Below are 25812 nucleotides of genomic sequence, written 5' to 3' on the forward strand. Positions count from 1 at the left end.
GGCCGAGGGGACGGGATCAGCCGTCGCTCTCCGCGGACGGCAGGTACGCGCCCGGCACGTCGTTCGGCGCGTGGATCCCGCTCTCCCCCGGGTACGGGGTGGTCCAGTTGTGCGTCTGGTACCAGACCAGGTGCTCCATCTGCGCCGGGTTCGCGTGGTCCGGCACGGCGTTCGCGCCCGTCAGCCGCTGCTGCGACTTCCAGGCCTCCCACTGGGCGGCGACGGCCTGCTCGGCCGCCGGCGGCGCGGTCGTGGCCGGCACCGCCGCCGCGCGGACGTCCTGCGCCGCGGGGACGTCGACGCCGCACGCGGGCGGCGTCTTCAGGCCGTCCGTCAGCGAGGTCCGGTTGGGCACCGCGGTGAACGGCGTGTAGTCCGGCTCGGTGGTGAAGGCCGTGGCCATCGGGCTGGCCGCGCTGTCCTTCTGGTTCATCGGGCGGATTCCGAGGATCTGCTCGATGGTGCGGACCATGGTGATCTGCGAGTAGTAGCGGCTGTCGACGGCGCCGTGCTGCGCCCAGGGGCTGATGATCTGGATCGGCGCGCGGTGGCCGTCCACGTGGTCGAGGCCGGCCTGGGAGTCGTCCTCGACGACGAAGATCGCCGAGTCCTTCCAGTACTCGCTGTGCGAGATCTCGTCCACGATCCGGCCCGTCGCCAGGTCGTTGTCGGCGACCTGCGCGGCCGGGCCCGCCGGCCCCCCGGTGTGGTCGCTGGAGAGCCACAGCATGTTGAGGTCGGCCGGGCCGTTCTGCTCGAAGTCCTGCTTCCAGATCTGGTAGCGGTAGAGGTCCGGCACGGCGGTGTCGAACTTGGGGAAGCCGGGCACCGACACGCTGTTGAGCGACGGGATCGGCGAGGAGGACTCCAGCGGGTAGGCGCTGCCCGCGCCGGTCGCGTCCATCGTCCTGGCGTCGCAGTACAGGTTCTGCCAGCTCGCGCCGTCGGGCTTGGTCAGGAACTGGTGGAACTCCCCGAAGTCGCGCACCGTCCGGCTGGCCGCCTGCGCGCCCGTCCACAGGAAGCCCGTCCGCTGGTGGCCCAGGGCGTCGTCCTCGGTGTCGTAGCTGCGCTCGTACTCGCCCGCCGACGACTCGGTGTACTCCGGGTTGTCGGCCTGCATCAGCCAGTTGTGGCCCTCGGCCGAGTTGGTGCCGATGTCGTAGGTGTTGTCGTAGAGCCCGAACTGCTCGGCCAGCGCGTGCTGGTTCGGCGTCACGTTCGCCCCGAACTGGGCCAGCGTCGGGTCACCGTTGCCCTTCGCGACGTCGCCGAAGACCTGGTCGTAGGTCCGGTTCTCCTTGACGATCAGGAAGACGTGCTTGATCGGCGACGGGTCGCCGATCCGGTTCGGCACCGGCACCGGCTTCGCCCGGTGTCCGTTCGCCGTCTTGACCGCGCCGTTGGTCCAGCCGTTCTGCCGGAACACCTGGGCGGTCCGGGAGCGGATCTCCCGGTCGCTCGGCAGGGTGAACTGCGTCAGGCTGGAGGTGGTGTCGTGGGTCTTGTGCGCGCCCGTGCCGTTCGGCCGCCGCGCGTCGATGCCACGGGTGTTGGAGACGACCACCTTCGAGCCGACGGTGGTGACCTCCGCCGGGAAGTAGTCCGTGGGCAGCAGGCCGACGTAGCTCACCGGCTCCTGCGCACCGGCGAAGCGGTAGACCGCCACCGCGTCGGCCCGGCCCAGGGTGACCAGCAGGCGGCCGTCGTCGGTGAGCGTCACGGCGGTGGGCTCGTAGCCGACCGACGCCTCCGGCCACGGCCTGGTGGAGATCGTCTGGACGACCTTGTCGTGCCGGGTGTCGATCACCGACACCGCGTCGCTGCCGGTGTCGGTGACGAACAGAACGCCGTTCTTGGCGTAGAGCGCCGTCGGGTGCAGGCCGACGGCCACGGTCGCGACGGCGGCGGCCGGGTCGGCGAGGTCGATCGCACTGACCGTGCCGGTGGTCGTGGCGCCGGTCTCCGGATCGGCGGGCACCTGGGTGCCGTACGAGTTGAGTGTGTCGTCGTCGGCCGTGGCCGGGCGCCCGCCCTCGTTGCCGACGTACAGCCTGTGGCCGACCAGCGCGATGCCGCGCGGGGCGTTGCCCACCGTCCAGCTGTGCCCGATCGCGCCGGTCGCCGCGTCGATCGCGACCACCCGGTTCTGCCCGTTGACCGCCGCGTAGACCGTCGAGCCGTCGGCGGAGAACACCGCCCCCGACGCCAGCGCGTGCTTGTCGCCGTCCGCGGGTATCGGCACCGCCACCGGGGCGGCCAGGGACCCGTCGGCGTTGACGGTGAACCTGGTGTAGCCGTCAAGCTGGCCCAGCCACAGCTGCTTGCCGTCCGGCGAGTACACCGGGGACTCCTGGCCCACCGCACCGCTGGGGATGTGCAGTTCGTCCGCCTTGGCGCTGCCGACGCGCTGCTGCACCTTCCCGGTCCTGAGGTCCACCACGACCAGCGCCGCGTCCCCGTCGGCGACCGAGGCGGCCAGGTGGGCGCCGTCCGGGCTGACCGCGGACCCCATCAGCTTGCCGTTGTCGATGACCTGCCGGCTCCCGTACGGGGCGATGTACTGGTCGCTGGAGATCACCTGACCGTCGGCGGTGACCTGGCCGACCTGGTCCGTGCCGAACTGCTGGGTGGTCGCGAAAGCCGTGCCCGTGGCCACGGCGACGGCCGTGATGCATGCCGTGGCGAGCGTGGCACGGCGGCCCACGCGGCGGCCGAGAAGGACGAAGTGCTCCTTCTGGGGACGTCGACGTCGCGTTACCTGCATGGCGTCAGCCCTTCGTTGGGTTCGTCGAGCTCATCGGGTCGGTCTGGTTCTGCGGGGTGCATCCGGTTTCGCCGGTTCTTCGCCGTGGTCGCGTCAGTCGGGGGTCGTCGCCGAGGGGAGCAGCTCGATCCGGCCGTCGAACTGCCAGAGCGGGTTCGGCGCGTCGCCGCCCGGGGTGTGCACCAGGAAGTAGCCGTTCACGTCCTTCGGTCCGTCGCCGTCGGCAACCAGGCGCCCGTCCGCGGCGACGTCGAGCTGGTAGACCGCCGTCCCGGGCGCGTCGGTGCCGGGCAGGTGCCAGGTGACGACACAGCGCCAGTCGTTGCCGGGCCCCTCCGGATCGACCTGCCCGTCACCCCGCTCGCACGCCGCCGAGACCCGCAGCTGGGCCTCCGTGACGGCGGGGCGGTGCAGTTGGTCGGTCTGCAGCCGGTACAGGTGCGCGAACACCGTGGCCACCGAGTGCTGGACCTTCGCCTGCGAGATCCCGGACCCCGTCGAGGGCGTCGCCAGGGCGAGCGCGCCGAAGGCCAGCGCCAGCAGCCCGGCCGGCGGCAGCACCCCGTAGCCGAGCGCGCGGCGCCCCCCGCCGTCCTCGTGGCCGGTGGTGAAGTCCCGCCGCACGAACACCCGGTGGGCCAGCGCGGTCGCCACCGCGGCCCACAGCAGGCTGACCGCGACGGCGACCAGCAGCTCGTCGAGCCGCGCCGGGGCGGCGAACAGCCCGTCCCAGGAGACGAAGGCGTAGCCGGGCAGGGCGAGACGCAGCGCCACCGGCAGCGGCAGCATCTGCGCGAGCTGCATCGCGACGGCCGCCAGTGCGGGGACGAGCAGCCCCATCGGCGACCGCCCCAGGAGGACGGAGCCGAGCAGCCCGATCGCGGCCAGCGCCAGCGTGGGCGCCAGCGCGCAGCCCCACGCCAGCAGCACGCGCCCGGCGGCGTCCGACGGTGCCAGCAGGTGCCCGTCGACGCCGACCAGCGGATCGTTGCCGACCGCGGCCAGCCCGCCCGCCGTGCTCGATGCCGCCAGTCCGGCGACCAGCAGCACGATCACGGTGACGCTCGCCGTCGCCTTCGCCGCGAAGATCCGCCCCGGCGAACGGACCGTCATCAGCAGGTGCCGCCACGTCCCGAGCCGGTCCTCGACAGCGAAGACGTCGCCCGCGACCACCGAGGTCAGCAGCGGCAGCGCCCACGTCCCCGCGAACCCCAGCACCACCAGCGGACCGGCCCAGCCGGTGGCGTGCATCCAGCGACCGAACAGCGTGTCGGAGGGCAGCATCCCCTGCTGGGCCACCGCGGCCACGAACAGCCCCGGAGCCGTCCAACAGGCCAGCACCAGCAGCCGGATCCGCCACTGCGAGACCAGCTTGACCAGCTCGAAGCGGTACACCCGGCCCACCGGCACCCGGCCCGCGGCAGGCGTACGGGCGGTGCTCACGCGCGCGACGGACGTCCTCACGGTTTGGCCTCCGGGTGCTCGGTCAGGGCGAGGTACGCGGCCTCCAGCGGCGGGACCACGGGCACGACCTCGCGCACCCGCACCTCCGCCCGCACCAGCGCGGCCACCAACTCCTCGACGGCCCGGCCCGACGCGCGGACCACCAGGGCCTCGGCGCCGCGCCACACCCCGGCCGCCGGCAGCACCCGCACGCCCGCGACGCCGATCGCGACCCGCCGGGCGGTCGGCGGATCGGAGGTGAGCAGCCGGTGGTCCGCCGCGCGGCCGCCGGCCGCCAGGCCGTCCAGCGGGCCGGAGTAGCGGACCCGCCCGGTCGCGAGGATCGTGACCTCGTGGCAGAGCGCCTCCAGGTCGTCCATGCGGTGGCTGGACAGCACGACGGTCACGCCCTCGCCCGCGAGCCGCCGCAGCACGCGGTGCACGTGGTGCTTGCCCGCCGGGTCAAGGCCGTTGGACGGCTCGTCGAGCACCAGCAGCCGCGGCTCCGTCAGCAGCGCCGCCGCCAGCCCGAGCCGCTGCCGCATGCCCAGCGAGAACCCCCGTACCCGGTCGTCGGCGACGTCGGTCAGCCCGACCTCGGCCAGCACCTCGTCGACCCGCCCGGCCGCCGTGCCCTGCCCGCGCAGCGCCGCCAGCGCGGCCAGGTTCCGGCGGGCGGTCAGCGACGGGTACAGCCCGGGGCCGTCCACGAATCCGGCCACCCCGTACGGCGCCGCCGACGCCCGGCCGACCGGTCTGCCCAGCACCTGCAGCTCGCCGCCGTCGGCGACGGCCAGTCCGAGCAGCAGCCCCAGCAGCGTCGTCTTCCCGGCGCCGTTCGGCCCGGCCAGCCCGTGGATCCGCCCGGGCGCCAGCTCCAGCGCGACCTCGTCGAGCGCCACGACATCACCGAAACACTTCGTCAAACCACGTGCGCGTACGGCCGGTTGCGTCTCGTCCATGGCTCCTTCTCGCAGTTCCCCAGGGACCGTAGGGCCTTGACGGGGCGCCGTCAGGAGCGTGTGCTTGAACACCGGGGGAACACCAGAAGGCAGCGCTCGCCCGGTGCGGGGGCCACCCGGACCTGCCGCGCCGGCGTCGGGAGTCGTGCGACCGCGTTCCGTCCGGCGTCGCGTCGCGCGCCGCCCGGGAAGGACGGCCGGCGGGCCGGGCATACGGATGACAGTGGTTCCGCGCCCGCGCCGTCCGCCGCCGCATCCACCGTCTTCCCGGCGCCCAACTCTATGGTGAGGAGATGGTCATGGCATCCACCGAGCCCGTCGTACCGTCCGCGGACGGTACGCCCGCCGGACAGCAGACCGTCCGTCAGCAGACCGCCGGGCAACAGACCGCCGGACAACAGGCCGCCGGCGCCGACCGGATCGGACACCACCTGGACCGGCTCTGCCCGCCCGCGCCCGCCGGGCTGGCCGTCTGGCTCCCGGACGGACACCGCAGCGGCCTGCCGGCCGACACGGCGCAGGCCCTCGACCGGCGGCTGCACCGGGCGCTCGCCGAACCGGTGCGGCACATGGTGGAGGCGGGCGGGCGGCGCTGGCGCCCCGCGCTGCTGCTGCAGATCGTCGACCTGCTCGGCGGCGACGGCGACCGCTTCGGCGTCCTGGCGGCCGCGCTGGAACTGGCCCACACCGGCTCCCTGGTCGTGGACGACGTCCAGGACGGATCGGCGCTGCGCCGGGCGCGACCGGCCGCCCACGAGGTGTACGGCCTGCCCGCCGCCCTGACCGCGGGGACCAGCGCCTACTTCGCCTTCGACCGGGCCGTCGGGCTGTGCGCCCCCGACGACCCGGCGTTGCAGGGCCGGATGCGCGAGGTCCTCCTCGCCGCGCTGCGGGCGGCCCACGCCGGGCAGGCCCTCGACATCCAGGGGCACCGCCGCGAGATGGACCAGGCGCTGGCCGCCGGCGACAGCGGCCCGCTGCGGAGGCTGGTGCTGGCCACCCACCGGCTGAAGTCCGGTGCCCTGGTGGGGGCGTGCTGCGAGATCGCCGCGATCGCGGCCGGCGCCGACGCGGCGGTGAGCCGGGCACTGCTGGACTGGGGAACGGCCATCGGCACCGCCTACCAGGTCGCCGACGACGTCGCCGACCTGCGCGGCGTCACGGACGACCGCGGCACCCTGACCAAGAACGTGGCCGAGGACCTGCGCAACGGCAAGGTCACCCTGCCGCTGGCCCACGCGGCCACCCTGCTCCCCCGCCCCGCCGCCGAGGCCCTGTGGACCACGGTCCGCGACGGCGGCGCACCCGAGGCCGACATCCACGCGGCCCGCGACGCCCTCCTGCGGTGCGGCGCCGTCACGGCGAGCGAACGCGACGCCGACCGGCTGTGCGCCGACGCCTGGCGGACGCTCGCCCCGCTGCTGCCCGCCACCCCGGACACCGCCCGCCTCCGCACCCTCGGCCACCACGCCGTCCACGCCCGCCGGCCCCGCTGATCCCTCCGGCGCCCCTCGGAAGCAGGCGAGGGCCTACCCGTCGAGCCGGATGGTGGCGAGGGTGTCCCAGCAGATCCGCCGGCCGGGCAGGTCGGCACCGGGCACCGGGACGGATTGCCAGAACACCTCGTTGACGATGATCCGGCGCACCGTGAACGGGGCGTGGCCGGGCCGGACCCGGTGGACGGCCTGCGCCAGCTCGTCGGTGTCGGTGTCGGCGGCCGCGTAGGCGGCGGTGGTGTGCAGCACACCGAGCGGGTAGGCGGTGGAGTCGGGCCCGAAGACACGGTGGACGGCGGCGCGGACGCGGTGCTGGAGGGCGGCGAGTTCGCCGTCGGGGTGGAGGTCGAGGCGGACTCCGGTGCGGTAGGCGATCGGCGATCCGGCCTGCAGGCGGAGCGGCCCGATCCCGGCCACCGAGACCCGCAACTCCTCGGCCAGCTCGCGGCGTTCGGCGTCGGTGAAGCTGTCGGCCGGGCCGGAGGTGACCATGTCGAGGGTGATGTGCGCGCGTTCGTCAGGCACCGGCACGACGGGGAAGCCGGCCAGGGCCTTGCGCAGGTCGGCGAGGAGGGTGTGCAGGGCCGATCCGGGCGGCAGGTCCGGCAGAGCGTACACCTGGAGGGCGCGCAGGCCGTCCGGCCAGGGGGCGCGGCCGAAGGTGGGGCGGAAGGGCTTCATGTCATCTCCAGATGGTCGGGGGCGGGGCCGGGAGCGGGCGCGGGGGCGGGGGCGGGGTCGGGGGCGGGGGCGGTCTGGCGGGGCAGGTGGTCGCCGATGCCGTACTGGGCGGCCTGCAGCCGGTAGGCCTCGCGGTACTCGGTGGGCCGGGCCATCAGCTCGTCGTGGGTGCCCTCCTCGATGAGGCGGCCGTGGTCGAGAACGTAGATGCGGTCGGCGCGGGCGGTGGCGGCCAGGCGGTGGGTGATCAGGACGACGCTGACGCCGAGCCCGGTCAGCGCGCGGATCCGGTCGAAGACCTGGATCTCCGCCTTGGCGTCCAGGGCGCTGGTCGGCTCGTCCACCACGACCAGGTGGGGCAGGCGGCCGTCGGGGCCGGGAGTGGTCACCCGGTGGCGCAGCCGGGCGAGGGCGACGCGCTGCCACTGGCCGCCGGAGATGCCGACGCCGCCTTCGAAGCCCTTGGCGAGGAGGGTGTCCCAGCCGCGGTCGAGGTCGGCGAGCACCGGGTCGAGGTCGGCGTAGTCGGCGGCTTCCTCCAACTGGGCCTGGGTGCTGGGGACTTCGGGGCGGCCTAGGAGGAGGTTGGCGCGCAGGGTGAGTGTCCAGCGCTGGAAGTTCTGGGCGAGCAGGGCGATGCCGGCGAACAGGTGGGCGCGGTCGGCGGTGGCGGTGTCGGTGCCGTCCCACAGGATGCGGCCCCGCTGCGGCTGGTAGACGCCGCACAGGAGGTGGGCGAGGGTGGACTTGCCGGAGCCGTTCTCGCCGACCAGGGCGATGACCTCGCCGCGGTGGACGGTGAGGCTGACCCGGTCGAGGGCCGGGGTGTCGCGGCCCGGGTAGGTGAAGGACACGTCCTCGACCCGGATCTCGTCGGGCCGTTCGGGCAGGGGCGTGCCGCCGGCGGGGATCGCGCGGCGGTGCCCGTCGCGGCGCAGCCGTTCCAGGTCTGCGACGAACAGGCCTTCCTCGTACAGGCCGTTGATCTGGGAGACGAGGCCTCCGATGGACGCGGAGCCGGTGCGGATGGCGACCACCGCGGTGCCGGCCACGGCCAGCGGCATCGAGCCGGACTCGACCAGCCAGCCCAGCAGCGCGAACGCGCCGGTGGTGGCGAGCCCGGCCAGGAACGCGGTGAGCAGGTCGGTGCGGGCCTTCGCCCCGGCCAGCCGGGTCTGTTCGCGTTCGGCCGCGCGGGCCATCTGTTCGTAGTGCCGCAGAAGGAACGATCCGCAGGCGTGCACCCGGACCTCGGCGGCGGACCACGGGCGGATCAGCATGTCCGAGATCAGGCTGCCGGCGCGGTTGTGCTGGAGCATCGCCTGCGTGGACAGGTAGCGGCGGCGGGCGGTGCGCACCGCGCCCCAGCCGCGCGGGGCGGTGATGAGCAGCAGCATCGGCAGCAGCGCCGGGTGGAGGACGGACAGCACACCGGCGGCGGAGACCAGCGCGAAGAGGGCGGTGAGGACGGCGGTGGCCTGGCCGATGATGTGCTGGATGGATCCGGCGCCCCAGCGGGCGGAGTCGACCTCGGCCAGGAACTCGGGGTCCTCGATCGCCGCCAGCTCCGAGCGGGAGACGATGCCCAGGAAGTCCACGGTGGCCGCCCGGAACACGGCCGGTTCCAGGCGGCCGGAGGCGAGTCCGGACACGGCGGCGAGTGCCGCCGACAGCGCGGAGACGACGCCGACGGCGACGACCGCCGGAAGCGCCGCGCGCAGGACCGTCGTCACGTCGCCCGGGGTGAGGAGGCTGCCGAGCGCCCGGTTGGTGGCGATCAGCGCGACCGCGGCGGCGACGCCGCGCAGCACCTCCGCCGCCAGCAGGGCCACCAGGGCCAGGCGGTCGGCGGCCCACGCCATCTGCCCGGCCAGTTTCAGGAAGCGGGGCATCTGGCGGGCGACCGTCCGGAACGTCACCTTGGCGCCGGCGAACTCGTGCCGGGCCCAGCCGTAGTCGTAGCGCATCGGGCCGCCGAACAGCAGCTGTTCGCTCTCGGAGGCCGGCGGGGCCGGCGGGACCGGGGGGTGGTCCGTCGTGGTGCTCGTGCGGGGTGCGGTCATGGCACTCCTGCCGTCAGGGGTACGGGCGGTGGCGGGGGCAGGGCCGAGCAGGTCAGCACTGGACGGGGCAGGACACAGCAGGACGGGGCGGGTGCGGAAGGGCCGGGATGCCCAGTGTCCGTGCTGCGCCCGCGCGCCGGGCCGGGCCACGGCCGGATCACCCGAGTGGGTGACGGCGCGCGGTGGCGAGGCCGAGCTGCGCCGTGCCCCGGGCCGCGGTCGGCTCGGGCACGGCCCGGGCGTATCCTGCTCGGTTCGCCTTCCGGCGGGCGCCGACGTGCGTCGGCCGGGTGGGGAGAGGGCGGAGGCTGCGGTGGTCACGGAGTTGTGGGAGCGGGTGCTGCACCAGCGGGGCGCGTACTCGCAGTTGGCGCTCGCGGGTGAGCGGGTGGTGGTGCACGAGCGCCGCACCCGCCTGGTGTGCCTGGGGGCGGCGGACGGCACGCCGCTGTGGGACGTCCCGGCGGTGGCCTGGCCGCGGGCGCTGGTCGTCGTGGGCCGGCGGGTGCTCGTGCTGCCGCAGGACCGCGATGTGCTGGCCTGCCTCGCTCTCACCACGGGAGAGCTGCTCTGGCAGGCCGAGGTGGAGCACTGGACCGGTCAGGTCGCGGTCGCGGACGGCGTGGTGCTCGTCGGCGGCTGGCGCGGGTACACCCCGCTGGCGGCGTTCGACCTGACGGACGGTCGGCCGCTGTGGCGCAGCGGTTCGCGGGCGACGACGGAGCGGCCGGTCGCCTGGGCGGGCGGGTTCCTGCTGGGCCACGGCGCCCGGGCCTGGCTGGTCGATCCGCGGGACGGCCGGGAGTCGGCGTCCTGGGAACTCCCCCGGCCGTTGACGGGTGCCGACGGGCGTCCCGTGTTCACGGTGGTGGACGCGGATCGCTGCGCGGTGGGCTGCGACGGGGGTGCGGTGGTGGTGCTCCGCGCCGACGGGCGGCGGCCCGAGCTGCTGACGACCCACGAGGGCCCGCTGCTGGGTGAGGCGCCGCTGCTCGTGGACGGGGTGCTGTGGCTGCGCGAGGTGCGGGCCGCCGGCGCCGGGTACGTCACGGTCGATCCGCTGGACGGTACCCGCCGGTGGCGGGCCGGCCTGGGCACCCCGGCGGCCCAGGGGGTGGTCGGGACGGCGGGCGGGACGGTGCTCGCGTCGGAGGGCGGAAGGTTGTTCCGCCTGGACGCCGGGGGCGGGGTGGCCGGGCGGGAACGGCTCGGCGGCCGGATCGCGGCCGTTCACGACCTCGGTGCCGGGCGCTTGCTGACCGTCACCCGGAACAGCCTGCGGGCGTGGCGGCTCTGACGACGTGGAAGCACCGCTGCGGGGCTGCCACCCGAGGGCGGCAGCCCCGCGATCCGCACCCCGGCCATGAGCCATGAGCCATGAGCCACGGGCTACGGGCTACGGGCTACGGGTAGGCCACCACCGTCGACGGCGTGGTCGAGCTGCCGGAGGTGGCGGCACCGGTGCCGTCGATGACGTGGTTGTACTGGCCCTTGCCGCCGAGCGAGACCACCAGCAGGTCGTGGAAGCGCACGCCTGCCCGGGTCGGCGCCTCGAAGCCGTGGTCCATCCGGATGGTCGGGTCCACGTTGAAGTAGCAGTAGCTCCCGAGCCCCCAGCCCTCGTGGGCGGTGACGTTGTCGTCGACCTTGTACGCGGCGAAGCCCAGCGTGGATCCGTTCTGGATCGCGGCCTGGTTCGGGGCGTCGTACGCCTTCTCGTTCTGGAAGAAGATCGTGCGGCCGCGTTCGCCCGACCACTCGACGTCGTACTTCTTGAAGTGTTCGACGAACAGCCCGGTGCCGAGCACGTCGGCGCCGCGGACCACGAGGCCGTAGTCGGCCGGGTTGACGTCCCAGCCGACGCCGGTGCCGTGGTCGGCCCGCCAGATCCAGGTGTGGTCCACGATCACGTCGTTGCTGTTGACGACGATGCCGGTGGTGGTGGTGCCGGCGCCCGCACCGCCGACCCGGACGAACACGTCCTGCAGGGTGGTCGGGTCGGCGGCGTGGCCGCCCTTGGCACCGTCCGGGCCGACCCGCACGAGGGCGTCCGACCGGACGGGCCCGGCGTCGACCAGCAGGCCCGCCAGCCGCACGCCGTCGACGTCGGCCACCTGAACGGCCGTCACCCCGTTGTCGGGGACGAGGGTCGCCAGGCCGAGGCCCAGCACCACGGTGTCGGGCCGGTTGATCGCGATCGGCCGGTCGAGGTGGTAGACGCCCGGGGTGAAGAGCAGGTCGAGACCCTGGGCCAGGGCCGCGTTGACGGTCGCGGCGCTCGCCCCCGGCTTGACGACGTAGAAGCGGCTGAGCGGGCGTGACTCGCCCTGCAGCGCGCCGTCCCAGGACACGCCCCGCGCGTTGCTGCGCCGGGCCGGCACGAAGACCTTGTAGTCGGCGCCGTCCAGGTAGAGGAAGGGCTTCTCGCGGGAGACCGGCGTGGTGTCCAGCGTGGTGTAGGGCGGGTTGGGGAAGCTCTGGGCCGGGGCGCCCTGGACGCCGGAGAAGACCTGGTTCCACACGCCGTTGGTGAACCCGCCGATCGCACTGTCGCGGGTGTACCACTGCTGCTGGGAGTAGTTGCCGACGGTGCCGTCGATCCTGCTGTCCGCGATGTAGCCGCCGCTGGCCCAGCCGTACCCGGCGGGCGAGAGGTCGAGGCCGCCCTTGACGTGCATGCGGCGGAACGGGGCCGCCTGGGCCACGGCCCAGCGGTCGGTGCCGCTGACCGGGTTGAGGGCGAGGTTCTCGGCGGAGCGCCAGAAGTTCTGGGTCGCGTTGCCGTTGAACCAGCCGGCGTCGACGGTGACGTCACCGTTGACGGTGGTGTCGTCGGGCCTGAGCCCGAGACCGGCGACCGAGGTGTAGAAGCCGAGTTGGACGTTGAGGCCGGTGTAGGTGCCCGGCTTGAAGAGCAGCGCGTACCGGTCGGAGCCGAACTGGTTGGCCTCCTGCTGGTGGAAGATCCGGTCCACGGTGGCCTGGATGCCGGGCGTCGAGGGGTCGAAGACCAGCACGTTGGGCCCGAGGTCGCCGCCGCCCTGGACCGGGGGCACGTCGGAGGTGTTCACCCGGAACGCCCACAGGGAGTAGCCCCAGTTCGTGCCCCGGGCGAGCCCGGTCATCCGGACGTAGCGGCCGCTGCCGGCGAGGGGCACGGTCTCCGTGCCGCCCGTCCCACCGGCGGTGCTGTACAGGGTGCGCCAGGACGCGCCGTCGTCCGAGACCTCGATCCGGTACGAACGCCCGTACGCGGTCTCCCAGTCGAGGCTGACGCGGCAGACCTGGCGGACCGCGCCGAGGTCGACCTGCAGCCACTGCGGGTCGCTGAAGGCCGAGGACCAGCGGGTCCCGGGGTCGCCGTCCACGGCCGCTCCCGCCGGGGTGCCCGCGTTCTCCGTGGAGGAGGCGACGGCCGGCCGGCCCTTCGCGGCGTCGTCGGTGCCGCAGTCGGCGGAGGCGGAACCGGAGCCGGAACCGGCGGACGAACCGGAGCCGGAGGACGAGCCGGAAGAAGAGGCCCGAGCCGCAGCGGGGGCCGGGCCGGGGCGGGGGCCGGCGGCGGACGCCGGAGCCGGCACCGCCAGGGCCGACACGAGGAACAGGAGCAGGCCCAGTACCGTGCCCGGTACCGAGCGCGGGCGTGCTGAAGAATGCCTCATCGGCATGTCCCTAGGTGAGGTGGGTGGGGGTTCCGGTGGCGCGCGGCAGCGGCCCGTGGGGGATCGCCTCACCGGGCGGTCGGGGTTCACCGGGGATCGACTCGGGGACGTCGCCCGGGCAGCTGTACGCCGGGCCGTCCCTGACGGCGAGTCTCGGGCCGTCGTCCGGCCACTGTCAACCCGCCGGGCCGACTTTCCTCAGGGTGTGAACTATGCGCTGGCGTCGGAGAGATGCGAACGATCGGGGAGCTGCCCGCCGGAGTCCAGGAAGTCCGACAGCGGCAGGGTGGCGGCCCCCGTGGTGACCGCCTCCGGCCCCAGCGTCCCGAGGACGATCAGCGCGTGCTCGTACGGGAAGCGCAGCGCGTACCCGGTGGCCGCGGCGCGGATGCCGGGCAGCAGCCGGGGCCCGAGCAGCAGGCCCGCCCAGCCGCCGATCACGATCCGCTCGGGGTTGAACAGGTTGACCAGGTCCGCGATCCCCGCGCCGAGGTACTCGGCGGCCTCGTCGAGCAGTCCGACGGCGGCCGGCTCCCCCGCCTCCGCGGCCGCCAGCAGCGCCGCCAGCCCCGCCTTCTCGTCGCCGGGCGGGGCCGCCCCCCAGCGCTCGACCAGCGCCTCGGCCCCGACGTAGGCCTCCAGGCAGCCGCGGGCGCCGCAGCGGCAGCGGCGGCCGCCGACGTGCACCTTGGTGTGGCCCCATTCGCCCGCGCTGCTGGTGGCCCCCCGGTAGCGCGCGCCGTCGGCGATGACGCAGGCGCCGACGCCGGAGCCGACGAGCGCGACCACCGCGTGCCGGGCTCCGCGCCCGGCCCCGAACCACATCTCGGCCTGCCCGAGCGTCTTGGCGCCGTTGTCGACGAACAGCGGCAGGCCGGTGCCGGTGCGCAGCAGGCGGCCGAGCGGGACGGCGTCCCAGCCGACGGTCTGACCGTGCACCACGATGCCCAGCCCGTCCGTGCCGGGCGCGCCCTGCTCTACGATGCCGGGCACGCCGACGCCGACGCCGAGCACCGCCTCGGGGGCGGTGCCGGTGCGGTCGAGCACGTCGGCCAGCCCGGCGAGGATCAGCTCCGCCACGTGGCCGGCGTCGCGGCCGCGGTCGGAGAGCGGAAGGTCGCCGGCGGCCAGTTCGGTGCGGGTCAGGTCGAACAGGGCCACCCGGACCTGGGTCTCGCCCACGTCGACGCCCACCAGCCGGAAGCGCCCGGCGGCGACCCGGAGCATGGTCCGCGGGCGGCCGCCGTCGGAGCCCACCGAGCCGCACTCCTCGATCAGGCCGTCGGCCAGCAGCTCGCCGGTCACGTTGCTGACCGAGCCCGCGCTGAGACCGGTGAGCGCGCCCAACTCCTGTCTGCTGAGCGGCCCGTCGAAGTAGAGCCTGCGCAGCACGGTGGCCCGGCTGCCCCTGCGCAGGTCGCGCACCGTGTTTCCGCCTCGCCCGGTCACGGGCACCCCTCCTGTCGGTTCGTCACTCACTGTCCGGTCCCTTGACGCGCAACGACCCGCAGCCGTTAAATCACGCCGTGAAGTAAGCCGCTGCCCAGGGTACTTCCCTTCGCCTTCCGTTTCGCCCGACCCTGTCCGAGAGGGGCGCCACCATCATGCCCAGCAGCCGCACCGCCGCGGCCACCGCCCTGGCCGCCGCACTGGTCCTCACCGCCACCGCCTGCGGCGGCCAGGGCGGCGGCGACAACAGCAGCCCCACGACGCTCACCTACTGGGCGTCCAACCAGGGCACCGGCCTGGAAGACGACCGCCGGGTCCTGGAGCCCGAGCTGAAGAGCTTCGAACAGCAGACGGGGATCAAGGTCAAGCTCGAAGTCATCCCCTGGTCCGACCTGCTGAACCGCATCCTCGCCGCGACCACCTCCGGCCAGGGCCCGGACGTCCTCAACATCGGCAACACCTGGTCCGCCTCGCTGCAGGCGACCGGCGCCCTGCTTCCCTTCGACGCCGCCGCCCTCGACAAGGCCGGCGGCAGGGACCGCTTCCTGCCCTCCGCCCTCGCCTCCACCGGCGCGGCCGGCCAGGACCCGGCCGCCGTCCCGCTCTACTCGATGGCCTACGGCCTGTACTGGAACAAGCGGCTCTTCGCCGAGGCCGGGCTCGACCACCCGCCCGCGACCTGGGAGGAACTGGTCGCCGACGGGCACCGGCTCACCTCCGGGGACCACTACGGCCTCGCGATCGAGGGCGGGAACGTCTCCGAGAACGTGCACCACGCCTTCACCCTCGCCAAGCAGCACGGCGCCGACTTCTTCGACGCGGCCGGCAGGCCCGTCTTCGACGGCCCCGGCACGGTGGCCGCCGTCAAGCAGTACGTGGGGCTGCTCGGCACCGAGCGGATCGCCGCTCCGGGCAACGCCGAGTACGGCAACAACCAGTCCGTCGCCGACTTCGCCACCGGCCGGGCCGCGATGCTGATGTGGCAGTCCGCCGGGGCGAACCTCGCCTCGCACGGGATGAAACCCGAGGACTACGCCGTCGCGCCGGTCCCCGCACCCGCCGGCGCGAGCGGCGAACGGGCCACCACCTCCATGGTCGCCGGCATCAACCTCGCCGTCTTCCGCAACACCCACAACACCGACGGCGCACTGAAGTTCGTGAAGTTCATGACCGGCACCGACGAACAGATCCGGCTCAACCGGGCCTACGGCTCCATCCCGCCGGTCAAGGACGCCCAGGCCGACCCGGCCTTCGCCACGCCCGAGCTCAGGACCCTCGCCGACGTGCTCAGGACCAGCGCCGCGCCCCTCCCCCAGGTCACCGAGGAGAGCCAGTTCGAGACCCTGGTCGGCACCGCGGTGAAGAACCTGATGGGCGCCGCCGCCGCGGGCCGGCCCGTCACCGACGACGCCGTCCGGGCCGAACTCGCCAAGGCCCGGCAGCAGATGCCGGCGCACTGAGGTGTCCGACGCACCGGCCGTCCGCACCGGCCCCGACGCCCACCCGGGCCACCGCCCCGACGCCCACCCGGGCCACCGCACCGACGCCCACCCGGGCCACCGCACCCGCCGCGACCGCGAGGGGAGTCCCGACCGGTCCGGCCGCCGCGCCCGCCGCCGCGCCGCACTGCCCTACGTCCTCCTCCTCCCGGCGCTCCTGCTCGAACTGCTCGTCCACCTGACGCCGATGGTCGTCGGCGCGGCGATGAGCTTCAAACAGCTCACCCAGTTCACCATCCGCGACTGGTCCACCGCCCCGTGGACCGGCCTCGGCAACTACCGGACGTCCGTGGACTTCCACGCCCCGGTGGGCCGCGCGCTGCTGCACTCCTTCTGGATCACCTGCGCCTTCACCGTCCTCGCCGTCGGCCTGTCCTGGCTGATCGGCACCGTCGCCGCCGTCCTGCTGCAGGACGCCTTCCGCGGGCGCGGGCTGCTGCGCGCCCTGTTCCTGCTGCCGTACGCGCTGCCGGTGTACGCGGCCGTCATCACCTGGTCGTTCGTCTTCCAGCGGGACACCGGCCTGCTCAACCACGTCCTCCACGACCAGCTGCACCTCGTCGACGACAAGCCCTTCTGGCTGCTCGGCGACCACAGCTTCGCCGCGCTGGTCACCGTCGCGGTCTGGCGCAGCTGGCCCTTCGCGTTCCTCACGCTCACCGCCGGCCTGCAGAACATCCCGCGCGAGCTGTACGAGGCCGCCGCCCTCGACGGCGCTGGCGTCTGGCAGCAGATCCGCCGGATCAGCCTGCCCTCGCTGCGCCCGGTCAACCTCGTGCTGGTGCTCGTGCTGTTCCTGTGGACCTTCAACGACTTCAACACGCCCTACCTGCTGTTCGGCAGGTCCGCCCCGGAGGCCGCCGACCTCCTCTCCGTCCACATCTACCAGTCCTCGTTCGTCACCTGGAACTTCGGCGCGGGCTCCGCCATGTCGGTGCTCCTGCTGCTCTTCCTGCTGCTGGTGACGGCCGGCTACCTGCTGCTCGCCTCCCGCCGGAGGGCCCCGGGCCGAAGGAGTGCGCGATGATCGGGACGTCCGCGTCCTTCCGGTGGCTGCGCCGGTTCCTGCTCACCGGGCTGGCGGTGTTCGCCGCCACTCCGGTGCTGGTGATGCTCTCCAGCTCGCTCAAGCCCCTCCAGGACGTGCAGGGCCCGTTCCGGTGGATCCCCAGCACCCTGACGCTGCGGCCCTACCTGGACATCTGGCACACCGTCCCGCTCGGCCGTTACCTCGTCAACTCCCTGATCGTGGCGGGCGGTTCGACGGTCTGCTCGGTGCTGGTCGCGGTGCTCGCCGGGTACGCGGTGAGCCGGTACCGCTTCCGCGGGCGCCGGCTGTTCACCGTCACGGTGCTGTCCACCCAGATGTTCCCGGGCATCCTGTTCCTGCTGCCGCTGTTCCTCATCTTCGTCAACGTGGGCAACGCGACCGGGGTGGCGCTGTACGGCAGCCGCGGCGGTCTGATCCTCACCTACCTCACCTTCTCGCTGCCGTTCTCGATCTGGATGCTGGTCGGGTACTTCGACTCCGTCCCCCGCGACCTGGACGAGGCGGCCCTGGTGGACGGCTGCGGGCCGGTACGGGCGCTGGTGCGGATCATCGTGCCGGCGGCGCTCCCGGGCATCGTGGCGGTCGCCGTGTACGCCTTCATGACCGCGTGGGGCGAGGTGCTGTTCGCCTCCGTCCTCACCGACGACCGGACCCGCACGCTGGCCGTCGGCCTCCAGGGCTACGCGACGCTCGGCGACGTCTACTGGAACCAGGTGATGGCCGCCTCCCTGGTGGTGAGCGTGCCCGTCGTCGCCGGGTTCCTGCTGCTCCAGCGCTTCCTGGTGGCCGGCCTGACCGCCGGAGCCGTCAAATGACCGGATCCGCCGGCCCGGCCCCCTCCCCCGCCCCTCGCCCTCCCCTCGCCCGCCGAAAGGCAGCCCCGTGACCGACCTCAGCGCCCTGCCCGCCGACTTCCTGTTCGGGGCCGCCACCGCCGCCTACCAGATCGAGGGCTCGGCGGACGCCGACGGACGCGCACCGTCCATCTGGGACACCTTCTCGCACACCCCCGGCCGGATCGTCGGCGGCGACACCGGCGACACGGCCTGCGACCACTACCGCCGCTGGCCCGAGGACGTCGCCCTGATGCGCTCCCTCGGGCTGGACGCCTACCGCTTCTCGATCGCCTGGCCGCGCGTGGTGCCCCTGGCGGACGGCCGGGTCAACCCCGCGGGCCTGGACTTCTACGACCGGCTCGTGGACGGCCTGCTCACGGCCGGCATCGTCCCGTTCCCGACGCTCTACCACTGGGACCTCCCGCAGGCCCAGCAGGACCGCGGGGGCTGGCCGGCCCGCTCCACCGCCGAACGCTTCGCCGAGTACGCGGCCGCGGTCGGCGAACGGCTCGGCGACCGCGTCACCTACTGGGCCACCCTCAACGAACCCCTCTGCTCCGCCTGGATCGGGCACCTGGACGGCACGATGGCCCCCGGCCTGACCGACCTCACCGCGGCCGTCCGGGCCTCCTACCACCTCCACCTCGGCCACGGCCTGGCGGTCCGGGCGCTGCGCGAGACCGTGCCCGGCGCACGGATCGGCATCGTCAACAACCTCAGCCCGATCGAGCCGGCGAGCGGCTCGCCGGCCGACCGGGCCGCCGCCGCCCGGGCCGACGGCCACATCAACCGCTGGTGGCTCGATCCCGTCCTCGGCCGCGGCTACCCGGCGGACATGCGGGCCGAGTACGGCGTCGACCTGCCCGTCCGCGACGGCGACCTCGACCTGATCGCCGCACCGCTCGACTGGCTCGGCCTCAACTACTACTTCCGGCAGATCGTCGCCGACGACCCCGGCGGCCCGGCCCCCCGGTTCCGCCAGGTGCCCGGCCCCAACCCGCGGCACACGGCCATGCCGTGGGAGGTCCACGCACCGGGCCTGGAACAGCTGCTGCTGCGGCTGACCCACGACTACGGCGTTCGACGGATCTTCGTCACCGAGAACGGCTCCGCCTACCAGGACACGGTCGGGCCGGACGGCGGCGTCCACGACCCCGAGCGCACCGCGTTCCTCCGGGAGCACCTGGCGGCCTGCGCCCGGGCCGCCGCCCGGGGGGCGGGCCCGGCCGGGTACTTCGCCTGGTCGCTGCTGGACAACTTCGAGTGGGCGTACGGCTACGACAAGCGGTTCGGCCTGGTGCACGTCGACTACCCCACCCAGCGGCGCACCGTGAAGACCAGCGGCCGCCGCTACGCCGAACTGATCGCCGCCCACCGCGGCCGGGGCGGCGCGGCCCCCGGCACGCCGCACTGACCGCGCCTCACCCGCCGGGCCCGCGGCTCACCCCGCCAGGGCCCGGCTCCGGACCCGCTGGGCGGCCAGGGCGGTGAGCGCGAGGACCACGGCCGCCGCGACGCCGACCGCGCCCCAGGCGGGCAGCAGGACGGACGCGGGCAGCAGGGCCGCGAGGACGAGCACCAGGCTCGGCCCGTACCAGTCGAGCACGGTGCGGGCCGGGTCTCCGTACCGCAGCGAGATCGCCGCGTTGGCGGTGTAGAAGGCGAGGACCCCGCCGCACAGCGCCCAGCGGGCGCCCGGCGGGAGGTGGTCGTCGGGGTCGGCGACGGCGGTGCCGAGCGCGCCCGACAGCACCGTGATGCCGGCGATCAGCACGAACGGCAGGTACATCACGGTGTCCCGGATCGCCGTGTCGGCGCCGCCCGACTGGGCCCGGTCGAGCCCGCGGGCGGCGCTCTCGGTGCCCCAGCGGAAGAAGGCCAGGGCCAGCTCGGCGACGACCGCGAAGCCGAGGAAGGCGGCGGCCGCCGAGGCGCCGGTGAAGTGGTCGGCGAGGGTGGAGACCACGGTGAAGACGCTCTCGCCGAGCACGATCACCACGAACAGGCCGATCCGCTCGACCAGGTGCTCGATCGACATCCGCTCGTAGAACGTCGCGGTCACCCCGGCCCGGACCGCCAGCAGCGTGGCCTCCAGGGCGATCCCCAGGCCCCACAGCACGAACCGCTCGGGGCTCGGCAGCGCGGCCGACACCCCCCAGATCACGGCCGGCGCCAGGCAGTACGCCAGCGGGCGCCACAGCGGCAGCGGGTTGTCCCGGTGCCGGGCGTGCCCCCACCAGATGCCGAACAGTCCGAGGCGCACCCAGGCCGCGCCGAGCGCGTACGCCCACGCCCGGTCGCCCAGCCCCTCGGGCGCGGCGGCCGCCATCAGGCCGAGTCCGGGCATCACCCCGAGCAGCACGGCCTGCATGCGCGGCGCGGCCGACCCGAAGACGTTGACCGTCACCATCAGGTTCGCCCAGGCCCACCAGGCCGGGAAGAACAGGACGAGGAACGTGCCGAAGTCACCGGCGTCCGGGTCGCCGTGCAGCCCGTGGGCGAGGACCGCGACGGTCACCACGAACACCAGGTCGAAGAACAGCTCGAACCAGCCGGCCCGGTGCTCCTCGCCGTCCACCGGCGCCGCGCTCTCGCTCACGGGCCCCACTCTGCCCCCGGGCGGCGCGCCGCGTGCGCCGACACGGCCGTTCGGGTGGGATCGCGGCGGCGGACGGTTGCGAACCGCCGCGGGTGGGACGCACGGGTGACAGCCCGTCGACGGCGGGCCGACGCGGCGGCCGCCCGACGGACGGCTCCGCCCCGTCCCCCGGAGAGGAGCCCCAGTGGACGAACGACCGGAAGACCGCGCCGCACCGGACGACGGACGGTACGGAACGGACCTCTTCGCGCCCGACGAAACGGGCGAGGGCGAGCGCATCGACTACGGCGCGCTGGCCTACGACGCGACGACCCGGGCCCGGCTGACCGCCCTCGGCGTCGGTCCGGGGTGGCGCTGCCTGGACGTCGGCGCCGGCACCGGCACGATCAGCCACTGGCTGGCCGAGGAGGCCGGCGTCGACGAGGTCCTGGCCCTCGACCGGGACCCGCGGTTCGTCCGGGCCCGCCCGGACGGCCGGCTGCGCACGGCGACGGCGGACGTCACCGACCCGGCGCTGGCACCCGGCCGCTTCGACCTGGTCCACTGCCGGTTCGTCCTGATGCACCTGCCCGGGCACGCCGAGGTGCTGGCGCGCCTGGCCGACTGGGTGGCGCCCGGCGGCTGGCTGGTCGTCGGCGACGCCGTCGACCTGACCACGGCGCACTCGCCGCAGCCCGCCTACCGGCACGCCATGGCCGCCATGTGGCAGGCGCTGCGCGAGCGGATCGGCACCGACGTCACCTGGGTGACCCGCTACCCGCAGCTCCTGCGGGGGCTGGGCCTGCAGGAGGTCGGAGCCGAGGTGCACGTGCCACCGCTGACCCCCGACGCGCCCGTCACCGCCTTCTGGCGCACCACCTGGCTCAGCATGCGCAACGCCCTGGAGGCCGGCACCGCCCTGGAGCCGGGCGAACTCGACCGGGCCCTCGCCTACCTGTCCTCCCCCGAGCTCGCCGACCTCTCCCCCGGCATGATCACCGCCTGGGGGCGCCGGCCGGCCGCCACGGGCTGAACGGGGCCTCCCGGCCGGGGCACGGCCGGGGCGCGGCCGGGGCGCGGCCGGGGCGCGGCCGGGGCGCGGCCGGGGCGCGGCCGGCGTCTCAGGACACGGGGGTGGCGTCCGTGGTGAGCGCCGTCAACAGGGGCTCCAGGAAGCGCTGTTCGAGCCTGCCCGGCGGCAGCTGCTCGGGTTCGACGTAGCTCTGCGCCAGGCCTCCCTCACGGATCGCGATCAGCAGCCGGGCCACCTCGTCCGGGTCCGCGGTGAGGGTGCGTCCGGCCCGGGCGAGGTGGTCGGTGAGCGCCCGGGCGAGCTCGGCGCGCAGCCGGGCGTCGTGCCGGGCCAGCACCCAGGCGGCCTGCCGGTCGCGGATGGCGTGCAGGGTGAACTCGGTGGTGACGAGGTACCAGTCGCGTTCGGCCGGCTCGACCTCGCACAGGACCTCGACCAGCGCCTGCACGGTGAGGTCCTCGGTGGCGATCGAGTCGACCAGTTCGGTCATCCTCCCGACGATCCGGTCGCTGTGCGCGTCGAACAGCGCGAGGAACAGCTCCTCCTTGCTGCTGAAGTTCGAGTAGAACGCGCCCCGGGTGTAGCCGGCCCGCTCGCAGATCTGCTCGATGGTGGCGGCGCGGAAGCCCTGCTCGGCGAAGGTCTCCAGCGCGGCCTGCAGCAGGGCCGCACGGGTGCGCGGTCGTCGCTTGGTCTCACCCTTGGGCATCGGTGGCGTCCCGGTTCACTCGGAGGTCGGCGGTCGGAGGCGGCGGACGGATCCCGAAGCCCGGCGGACGGCCCCGTCGGCCGGATTCGACCCTGCATCGGATCCATTGTCGTATCGGATACAGCATTGTATCTTCTGGGGCCATGAGCACCCCACCGCCTCTTGGCGCGGGCACCCCGCTGCCCGCCTCGCTCGCCGCCGCCGTCGGACCGCTGCCCGCCGGAGTCACCCTGCCGCTGCCGCCGACCTTCGACTCGGTGGCCGCCGAACGCCGGTACCGCAAGGAGCAACTCGCCGCGGGATTCCGGCTGTTCGGCCGGTTCGGGTTCTCCGAAGGGGTCGCCGGGCACATCACCGTGCGCGACCCGGAGCACCCCGACCGCTTCTGGGTGAACCCGTTCGGCATGCCCTTCGGCATGATCAAGGCCTCGGACCTGCTCCTCGTCGACCACGAGGGCACCCTGCTGCACGGCAACCGGCCGGTGAACCGGGCCGCCTTCGTGATCCACTCCCAGGTGCACGCGGCCCGCCCGGACGCGGTCGCGGCCGCCCACGCGCACTCCCTGCACGGCAAGGCGTTCTCCAGCCTCGGCATCAGGCTCGACCCGCTCACCCAGGACGCCTGCGCGTTCTTCGAGGACCACGGGCTGTACAGCGACTACCGCGGCGTGGTGAACGAGGTCGACGAGGGCAAGCGGATCGCCGCCGCGCTCGGCCCGCACAAGGCGGTGATCCTGCAGAACCACGGACTGCTGACGGTCGGCCGGTCGGTCGCCGAGGCGGTCTGGTGGTTCGTCACGATGGAACGCTCCTGCCAGGCCCAGCTGCTCGCCATGGCGGCCGGCACCCCCAAGCACATCGACCGGGAGACCGCGCTGATCACCCGCGGGCAGGTGGGCAGCGACCTGGCCGGCTGGTTCCAGGCCCAGCCGCTCTTCGAGCAGATCGCCGCCACCGACCCGGACCTGACCGGCTGACCCGAGCGGCCCGCCACCGGGCCCGGGTCCGAGCCCGGCACCGAGCCCGGCACCGAGCCCCGCTCCAAGCCCGACCCGCCCTCCCCAGGCCGCTCCGACCGCGTCGGCCGGCCCACCCGACCCGCCGGCTCCGGCCGCCGCCGGAAGGACAGCAGCAGTGGACAAGGAACCGCGGATCGCGGTCTTCGGCGCCGGCAGCATCGGCTGCCACCTCGGGGGCATGCTGGCCGCCGCTGCGGACGTCACCCTGATCGGCCGGCCCGCGGCGATGGCCGCCCTCGACCGCGACGGGCTGACGCTCACCGGCCCCGGCCGCGCCCGGAGGGAGGTGCGCGGGCTGACCCTCGCCACCGACGCGGCCGCCGCCGCGTCCGCGGACTACGTGCTGGTGACCGTCAAGTCCGCGGGCACCCGCACCGCCGCGCGCGAGCTGGCGGGGCGGCTGGCACCCGGCGCGGTGGTGATCAGCTTCCAGAACGGCCTGCACAACGCCGACGAGCTGCGGGCCGGGCTGCCGGGCCACCGGGTGCTCGCCGGGATGGTGCCGTACAACGTGCTGCGCAGCGGCCCGGCCGCCGTCCACCAGGGCAGCGGCGGCGCGCTCATGGTCGAGGACGTGCCGGCGGCCGGCGCGTTCGCGACGGCGGCCCGGGCGGGCGGTCTGAGCCTGGCGCTGCGCACGGACATGCCCGCCGTCCAGGCCGCGAAGCTGCTGATGAACCTCAACAACGCGGTGAACGCGCTGTCCGGCCTGCCGCTGCGCGAGGAGCTGGGCACCCGGGCGTACCGGGCCTGTCTGGCCCGGTGCCAGCGGGAGGCGCTCGCCGCCTTCCGGGCGGCGGGCACCGCGCCCGCCCGGCTCGGCCCGGTGCCGCCGCACTGGACGCCCCGGGTGCTCGGGCTGCCGGACGCGGTCTTCCGGAGGGTGGCGGCCGCGAGCCTGCGGATCGACGCCCTGGCCCGGTCGTCCATGTGGGAGGACCTGCAGCGGGGCCGCCCGACCGAGATCGAATCGCTCCAGGGCGAGGTGGTCGCGATCGCGGCCCGGCACGGTCTGGCGGCTCCGGCCAACGCGCGGCTGGCCGCGCTGGTGCACGAGGCCGAGCGGGCCGGGCCGGGCGCCGCCCGCCGGTGGTCGGGCCCGGAGCTGCTGGCGGCGCTCGGCCCGGCGGATGCTTGACAGAATCAACCTTTCAGGCCTACCGTCGCCCACGTTATTTCATGCGATGAACCATCGGGGCGCCCGCCGCCCCGAGGCGCCGCCAGGCCCGCGTCCCCGGAGACCACGCCCATGACCCCGCACGACCACGGCACCGCCGTCGCCGCCGTCGCCGCCGAGACCGCCCGCTTCGTCGCCGCCGTGCAGCACGCCGACCCGACGCTCCCGGTGCCCGGCTGCCCGGGCTGGACCGTCGCCGACCTGGTCCGCCACGCCGGCAGCGTGCAGCGCTGGTTCACCGTCCTGCTCCGGCAGCGGATCCAGGAGCCCCCGCGCAGCCGCGACGTCGACCTGCGGCTGCCCGAGCGCACCGAGGACTACCCGGCCTGGCTGGCCGAGTCCGCCGAGGAGGCCGCCACCGCCTTCACCGACCTCGACGCGCCGATGTGGGCCTGGGGCGCCGACCAGCACGCCCGCTTCTGGGTGCGCCGGATGCTGTTCGAGACGCTCGTCCACCGGGTCGACGCCGAGGTCGCACTCGGCCTCACCCCCACCGTCGACCCGGTCCTCGCGGCCGACGGCGTGGCCGAGTTCCTCACCAACCTGCCCTTCGCCACCCTCTTCGCTCCCGGGACGGCCGAGCTGCGCGGCGACGACCGGACCATCCGCTTCGCCCGCACCGACGGCGAGGGCGACTGGCTGGTCCGGCTGCGCCCCGACGGCTTCGCCCTGGACCCCGACGGCGCGGACACCACCGCCGACGCCACCCTCCGGGCCACCGCCGCCGACCTGCTGCTCGTCCTCTACGGCCGCCTCGACCGCACCGCCCCCGCCGTCGCGACGTCCGGCGACCAGGAGCTGCTGGACCACTGGTTCGCGCACTCCGCCTTCTGACGCACGCCGATCACGGCCCGCACCCGCCGCGTGGGCGGCCGAAGCCTGACATCAGGCCCCGGCCGCCTCGCCGGCCGCCAGGGCGCGGGCGATGGGCAGGGTGTCGGAGGTCTGCCGCAGCTGGGTGATCCGGCCGTCCCGCAGGGTGAAGAAGTGGGCGAACCGCGAGGTCACCGGCACCCCGCCGGCCGTCCGGCCGACGTACCGGCCGAGCACGATGACCTGGTCGCCGTCCTCGTAGTACGCGTCGCCGACGCACCCGAACTCGCGGAAGTCGGCGAGGAAGGGGAAGAAGTCGCCGAGGATGCGGTCCAGCCCCTCGTACACGCCGCCGCGGGGGAAGCCCTCCGCCACGTCCCACTTCGCGTCCTCGGCCACCACCGACCGGATCACGTCCAGGTCGCCCCTGGCGTCGTAGAAGCGCCGCACGGCGTCGATCTGCGGGGAGTCGGACACGGTGTTCCTCTCGACGGGCGACCGGTACCTGACGGTGCGTCAAGAAGACTACCGCCCAAGGCCGGTGCCGGGCGGCCGAACCGCCGAACCCCGGCAG

General features: G+C 74.5%; 20 protein-coding genes. 10 read left to right on the forward strand and 10 right to left on the reverse strand.

Annotated elements, in window-relative coordinates; translation table 11 throughout:
• Positions 1–16: 16 nt before the first annotated feature.
• The 3 genes from ABT048_RS20300 to ABT048_RS20310 form a co-directional block, all read right to left on the reverse strand.
• Complete coding sequence (locus ABT048_RS20300; protein ID WP_350522813.1) at positions 17–2767, reverse strand: bifunctional YncE family protein/alkaline phosphatase family protein; 2751 nt, start codon at positions 2765–2767, stop codon at positions 17–19.
• A 93-nt stretch (positions 2768–2860) separates the two neighbouring features.
• Positions 2861–4210 (reverse strand): ABC-2 transporter permease family protein, encoded by a 1350-nt coding sequence (locus ABT048_RS20305; protein ID WP_350522814.1) that lies wholly within the window; start codon positions 4208–4210, stop codon positions 2861–2863.
• 17 nt (positions 4211–4227) lie between these two features.
• Positions 4228–5172 (reverse strand): ABC transporter ATP-binding protein, encoded by a 945-nt coding sequence (locus tag ABT048_RS20310; protein ID WP_350522815.1) that lies wholly within the window; start codon positions 5170–5172, stop codon positions 4228–4230.
• 299 nt (positions 5173–5471) lie between these two features.
• On the opposite strand from ABT048_RS20310, the gene ABT048_RS20315 reads away from it, so the two are divergent.
• The gene (locus ABT048_RS20315; RefSeq protein WP_350522816.1) at positions 5472–6668 is read left to right on the forward strand and encodes a polyprenyl synthetase family protein; all 1197 of its coding nucleotides are present in this window, start codon (positions 5472–5474) and stop codon (positions 6666–6668) included.
• 33 nt (positions 6669–6701) lie between these two features.
• Here ABT048_RS20315 and ABT048_RS20320 read toward each other — a convergent pair whose 3' ends face one another.
• Both ABT048_RS20320 and ABT048_RS20325 read right to left on the reverse strand, forming a co-directional pair.
• On the reverse strand, positions 6702–7349 hold the full coding sequence (locus tag ABT048_RS20320) for a 2'-5' RNA ligase family protein (RefSeq protein WP_350522817.1): 648 nt from the start codon (positions 7347–7349) through the stop codon (positions 6702–6704).
• Positions 7346–9412, reverse strand: coding sequence for an ABC transporter ATP-binding protein (locus ABT048_RS20325; RefSeq protein ID WP_350522818.1), 2067 nt, complete (start codon positions 9410–9412; stop codon positions 7346–7348). Before ABT048_RS20325 ends, ABT048_RS20320 begins: the two co-directional genes overlap by 4 nt.
• Before the next feature lie 313 nt (positions 9413–9725).
• Between ABT048_RS20325 and ABT048_RS20330 the strand changes: the two genes are divergently transcribed.
• Positions 9726–10709, forward strand: a complete 984-nt coding sequence (locus tag ABT048_RS20330) for an outer membrane protein assembly factor BamB family protein (RefSeq protein ID WP_350522819.1) — start codon at positions 9726–9728, stop codon at positions 10707–10709.
• A 106-nt stretch (positions 10710–10815) separates the two neighbouring features.
• On the opposite strand, the gene ABT048_RS20335 is transcribed toward ABT048_RS20330, so the two are convergent.
• Both ABT048_RS20335 and ABT048_RS20340 read right to left on the reverse strand, forming a co-directional pair.
• Complete coding sequence (locus tag ABT048_RS20335) at positions 10816–13074, reverse strand: pectate lyase-like domain-containing protein (RefSeq protein WP_350522820.1); 2259 nt, start codon at positions 13072–13074, stop codon at positions 10816–10818.
• 210 nt (positions 13075–13284) lie between these two features.
• A complete protein-coding gene (locus ABT048_RS20340) occupies positions 13285–14523 on the reverse strand; it encodes an ROK family transcriptional regulator (RefSeq protein WP_350522821.1) in 1239 nt (412 codons plus the stop codon).
• Positions 14524–14678: 155 nt separating this feature from the next.
• Here ABT048_RS20340 and ABT048_RS20345 point away from each other — a divergent pair, with 155 nt between their 5' ends.
• The 4 genes from ABT048_RS20345 (at position 14679) to ABT048_RS20360 (ending at position 19323) form a co-directional block, all read left to right on the forward strand.
• The gene (locus ABT048_RS20345) at positions 14679–15983 is read left to right on the forward strand and encodes an ABC transporter substrate-binding protein (protein ID WP_350522822.1); all 1305 of its coding nucleotides are present in this window, start codon (positions 14679–14681) and stop codon (positions 15981–15983) included.
• 1 nt (position 15984) lies between these two features.
• Positions 15985–17049, forward strand: a complete 1065-nt coding sequence (locus ABT048_RS20350; RefSeq protein WP_350522823.1) for a carbohydrate ABC transporter permease — start codon at positions 15985–15987, stop codon at positions 17047–17049.
• Positions 17046–17888, forward strand: a complete 843-nt coding sequence (locus tag ABT048_RS20355; protein ID WP_350522824.1) for a carbohydrate ABC transporter permease — start codon at positions 17046–17048, stop codon at positions 17886–17888. The genes ABT048_RS20350 and ABT048_RS20355 overlap by 4 nt, the downstream gene beginning before the upstream one ends.
• Before the next feature lie 67 nt (positions 17889–17955).
• Positions 17956–19323 (forward strand): GH1 family beta-glucosidase, encoded by a 1368-nt coding sequence (locus tag ABT048_RS20360; RefSeq protein ID WP_350522825.1) that lies wholly within the window; start codon positions 17956–17958, stop codon positions 19321–19323.
• A gap of 27 nt (positions 19324–19350) precedes the next feature.
• On the opposite strand, the gene ABT048_RS20365 is transcribed toward ABT048_RS20360, so the two are convergent.
• Positions 19351–20508 (reverse strand): low temperature requirement protein A, encoded by a 1158-nt coding sequence (locus ABT048_RS20365; protein ID WP_350522826.1) that lies wholly within the window; start codon positions 20506–20508, stop codon positions 19351–19353.
• A gap of 184 nt (positions 20509–20692) precedes the next feature.
• Here ABT048_RS20365 and ABT048_RS20370 point away from each other — a divergent pair, with 184 nt between their 5' ends.
• On the forward strand, positions 20693–21520 hold the full coding sequence (locus tag ABT048_RS20370; protein WP_350522827.1) for a class I SAM-dependent methyltransferase: 828 nt from the start codon (positions 20693–20695) through the stop codon (positions 21518–21520).
• A gap of 88 nt (positions 21521–21608) precedes the next feature.
• Here ABT048_RS20370 and ABT048_RS20375 read toward each other — a convergent pair whose 3' ends face one another.
• The gene (locus ABT048_RS20375; protein ID WP_350522828.1) at positions 21609–22229 is read right to left on the reverse strand and encodes a TetR/AcrR family transcriptional regulator; all 621 of its coding nucleotides are present in this window, start codon (positions 22227–22229) and stop codon (positions 21609–21611) included.
• Between the two features lie 143 nt (positions 22230–22372).
• Between ABT048_RS20375 and ABT048_RS20380 the strand changes: the two genes are divergently transcribed.
• The 3 genes from ABT048_RS20380 (at position 22373) to ABT048_RS20390 (ending at position 25259) form a co-directional block, all read left to right on the forward strand.
• Positions 22373–23206 carry a class II aldolase/adducin family protein gene (locus tag ABT048_RS20380; RefSeq protein ID WP_350522829.1) on the forward strand — a complete coding sequence of 278 codons (834 nt, stop codon included), beginning with the start codon at positions 22373–22375 and terminating at the stop codon, positions 23204–23206.
• 157 nt (positions 23207–23363) lie between these two features.
• Positions 23364–24386, forward strand: coding sequence for a 2-dehydropantoate 2-reductase (locus tag ABT048_RS20385; protein WP_350522830.1), 1023 nt, complete (start codon positions 23364–23366; stop codon positions 24384–24386).
• 111 nt (positions 24387–24497) lie between these two features.
• Complete coding sequence (locus tag ABT048_RS20390) at positions 24498–25259, forward strand: maleylpyruvate isomerase family mycothiol-dependent enzyme (protein ID WP_350522831.1); 762 nt, start codon at positions 24498–24500, stop codon at positions 25257–25259.
• A 51-nt stretch (positions 25260–25310) separates the two neighbouring features.
• Here ABT048_RS20390 and ABT048_RS20395 read toward each other — a convergent pair whose 3' ends face one another.
• The gene (locus ABT048_RS20395; protein WP_350522832.1) at positions 25311–25715 is read right to left on the reverse strand and encodes a nuclear transport factor 2 family protein; all 405 of its coding nucleotides are present in this window, start codon (positions 25713–25715) and stop codon (positions 25311–25313) included.
• Between the last annotated feature and the right edge of the window lie 97 nt (positions 25716–25812).

The sequence above is a fragment of the Kitasatospora sp. NPDC096140 genome, from assembly GCF_040303045.1.
Taxonomy (GTDB): Bacteria; Actinomycetota; Actinomycetes; order Streptomycetales; family Streptomycetaceae; genus Kitasatospora.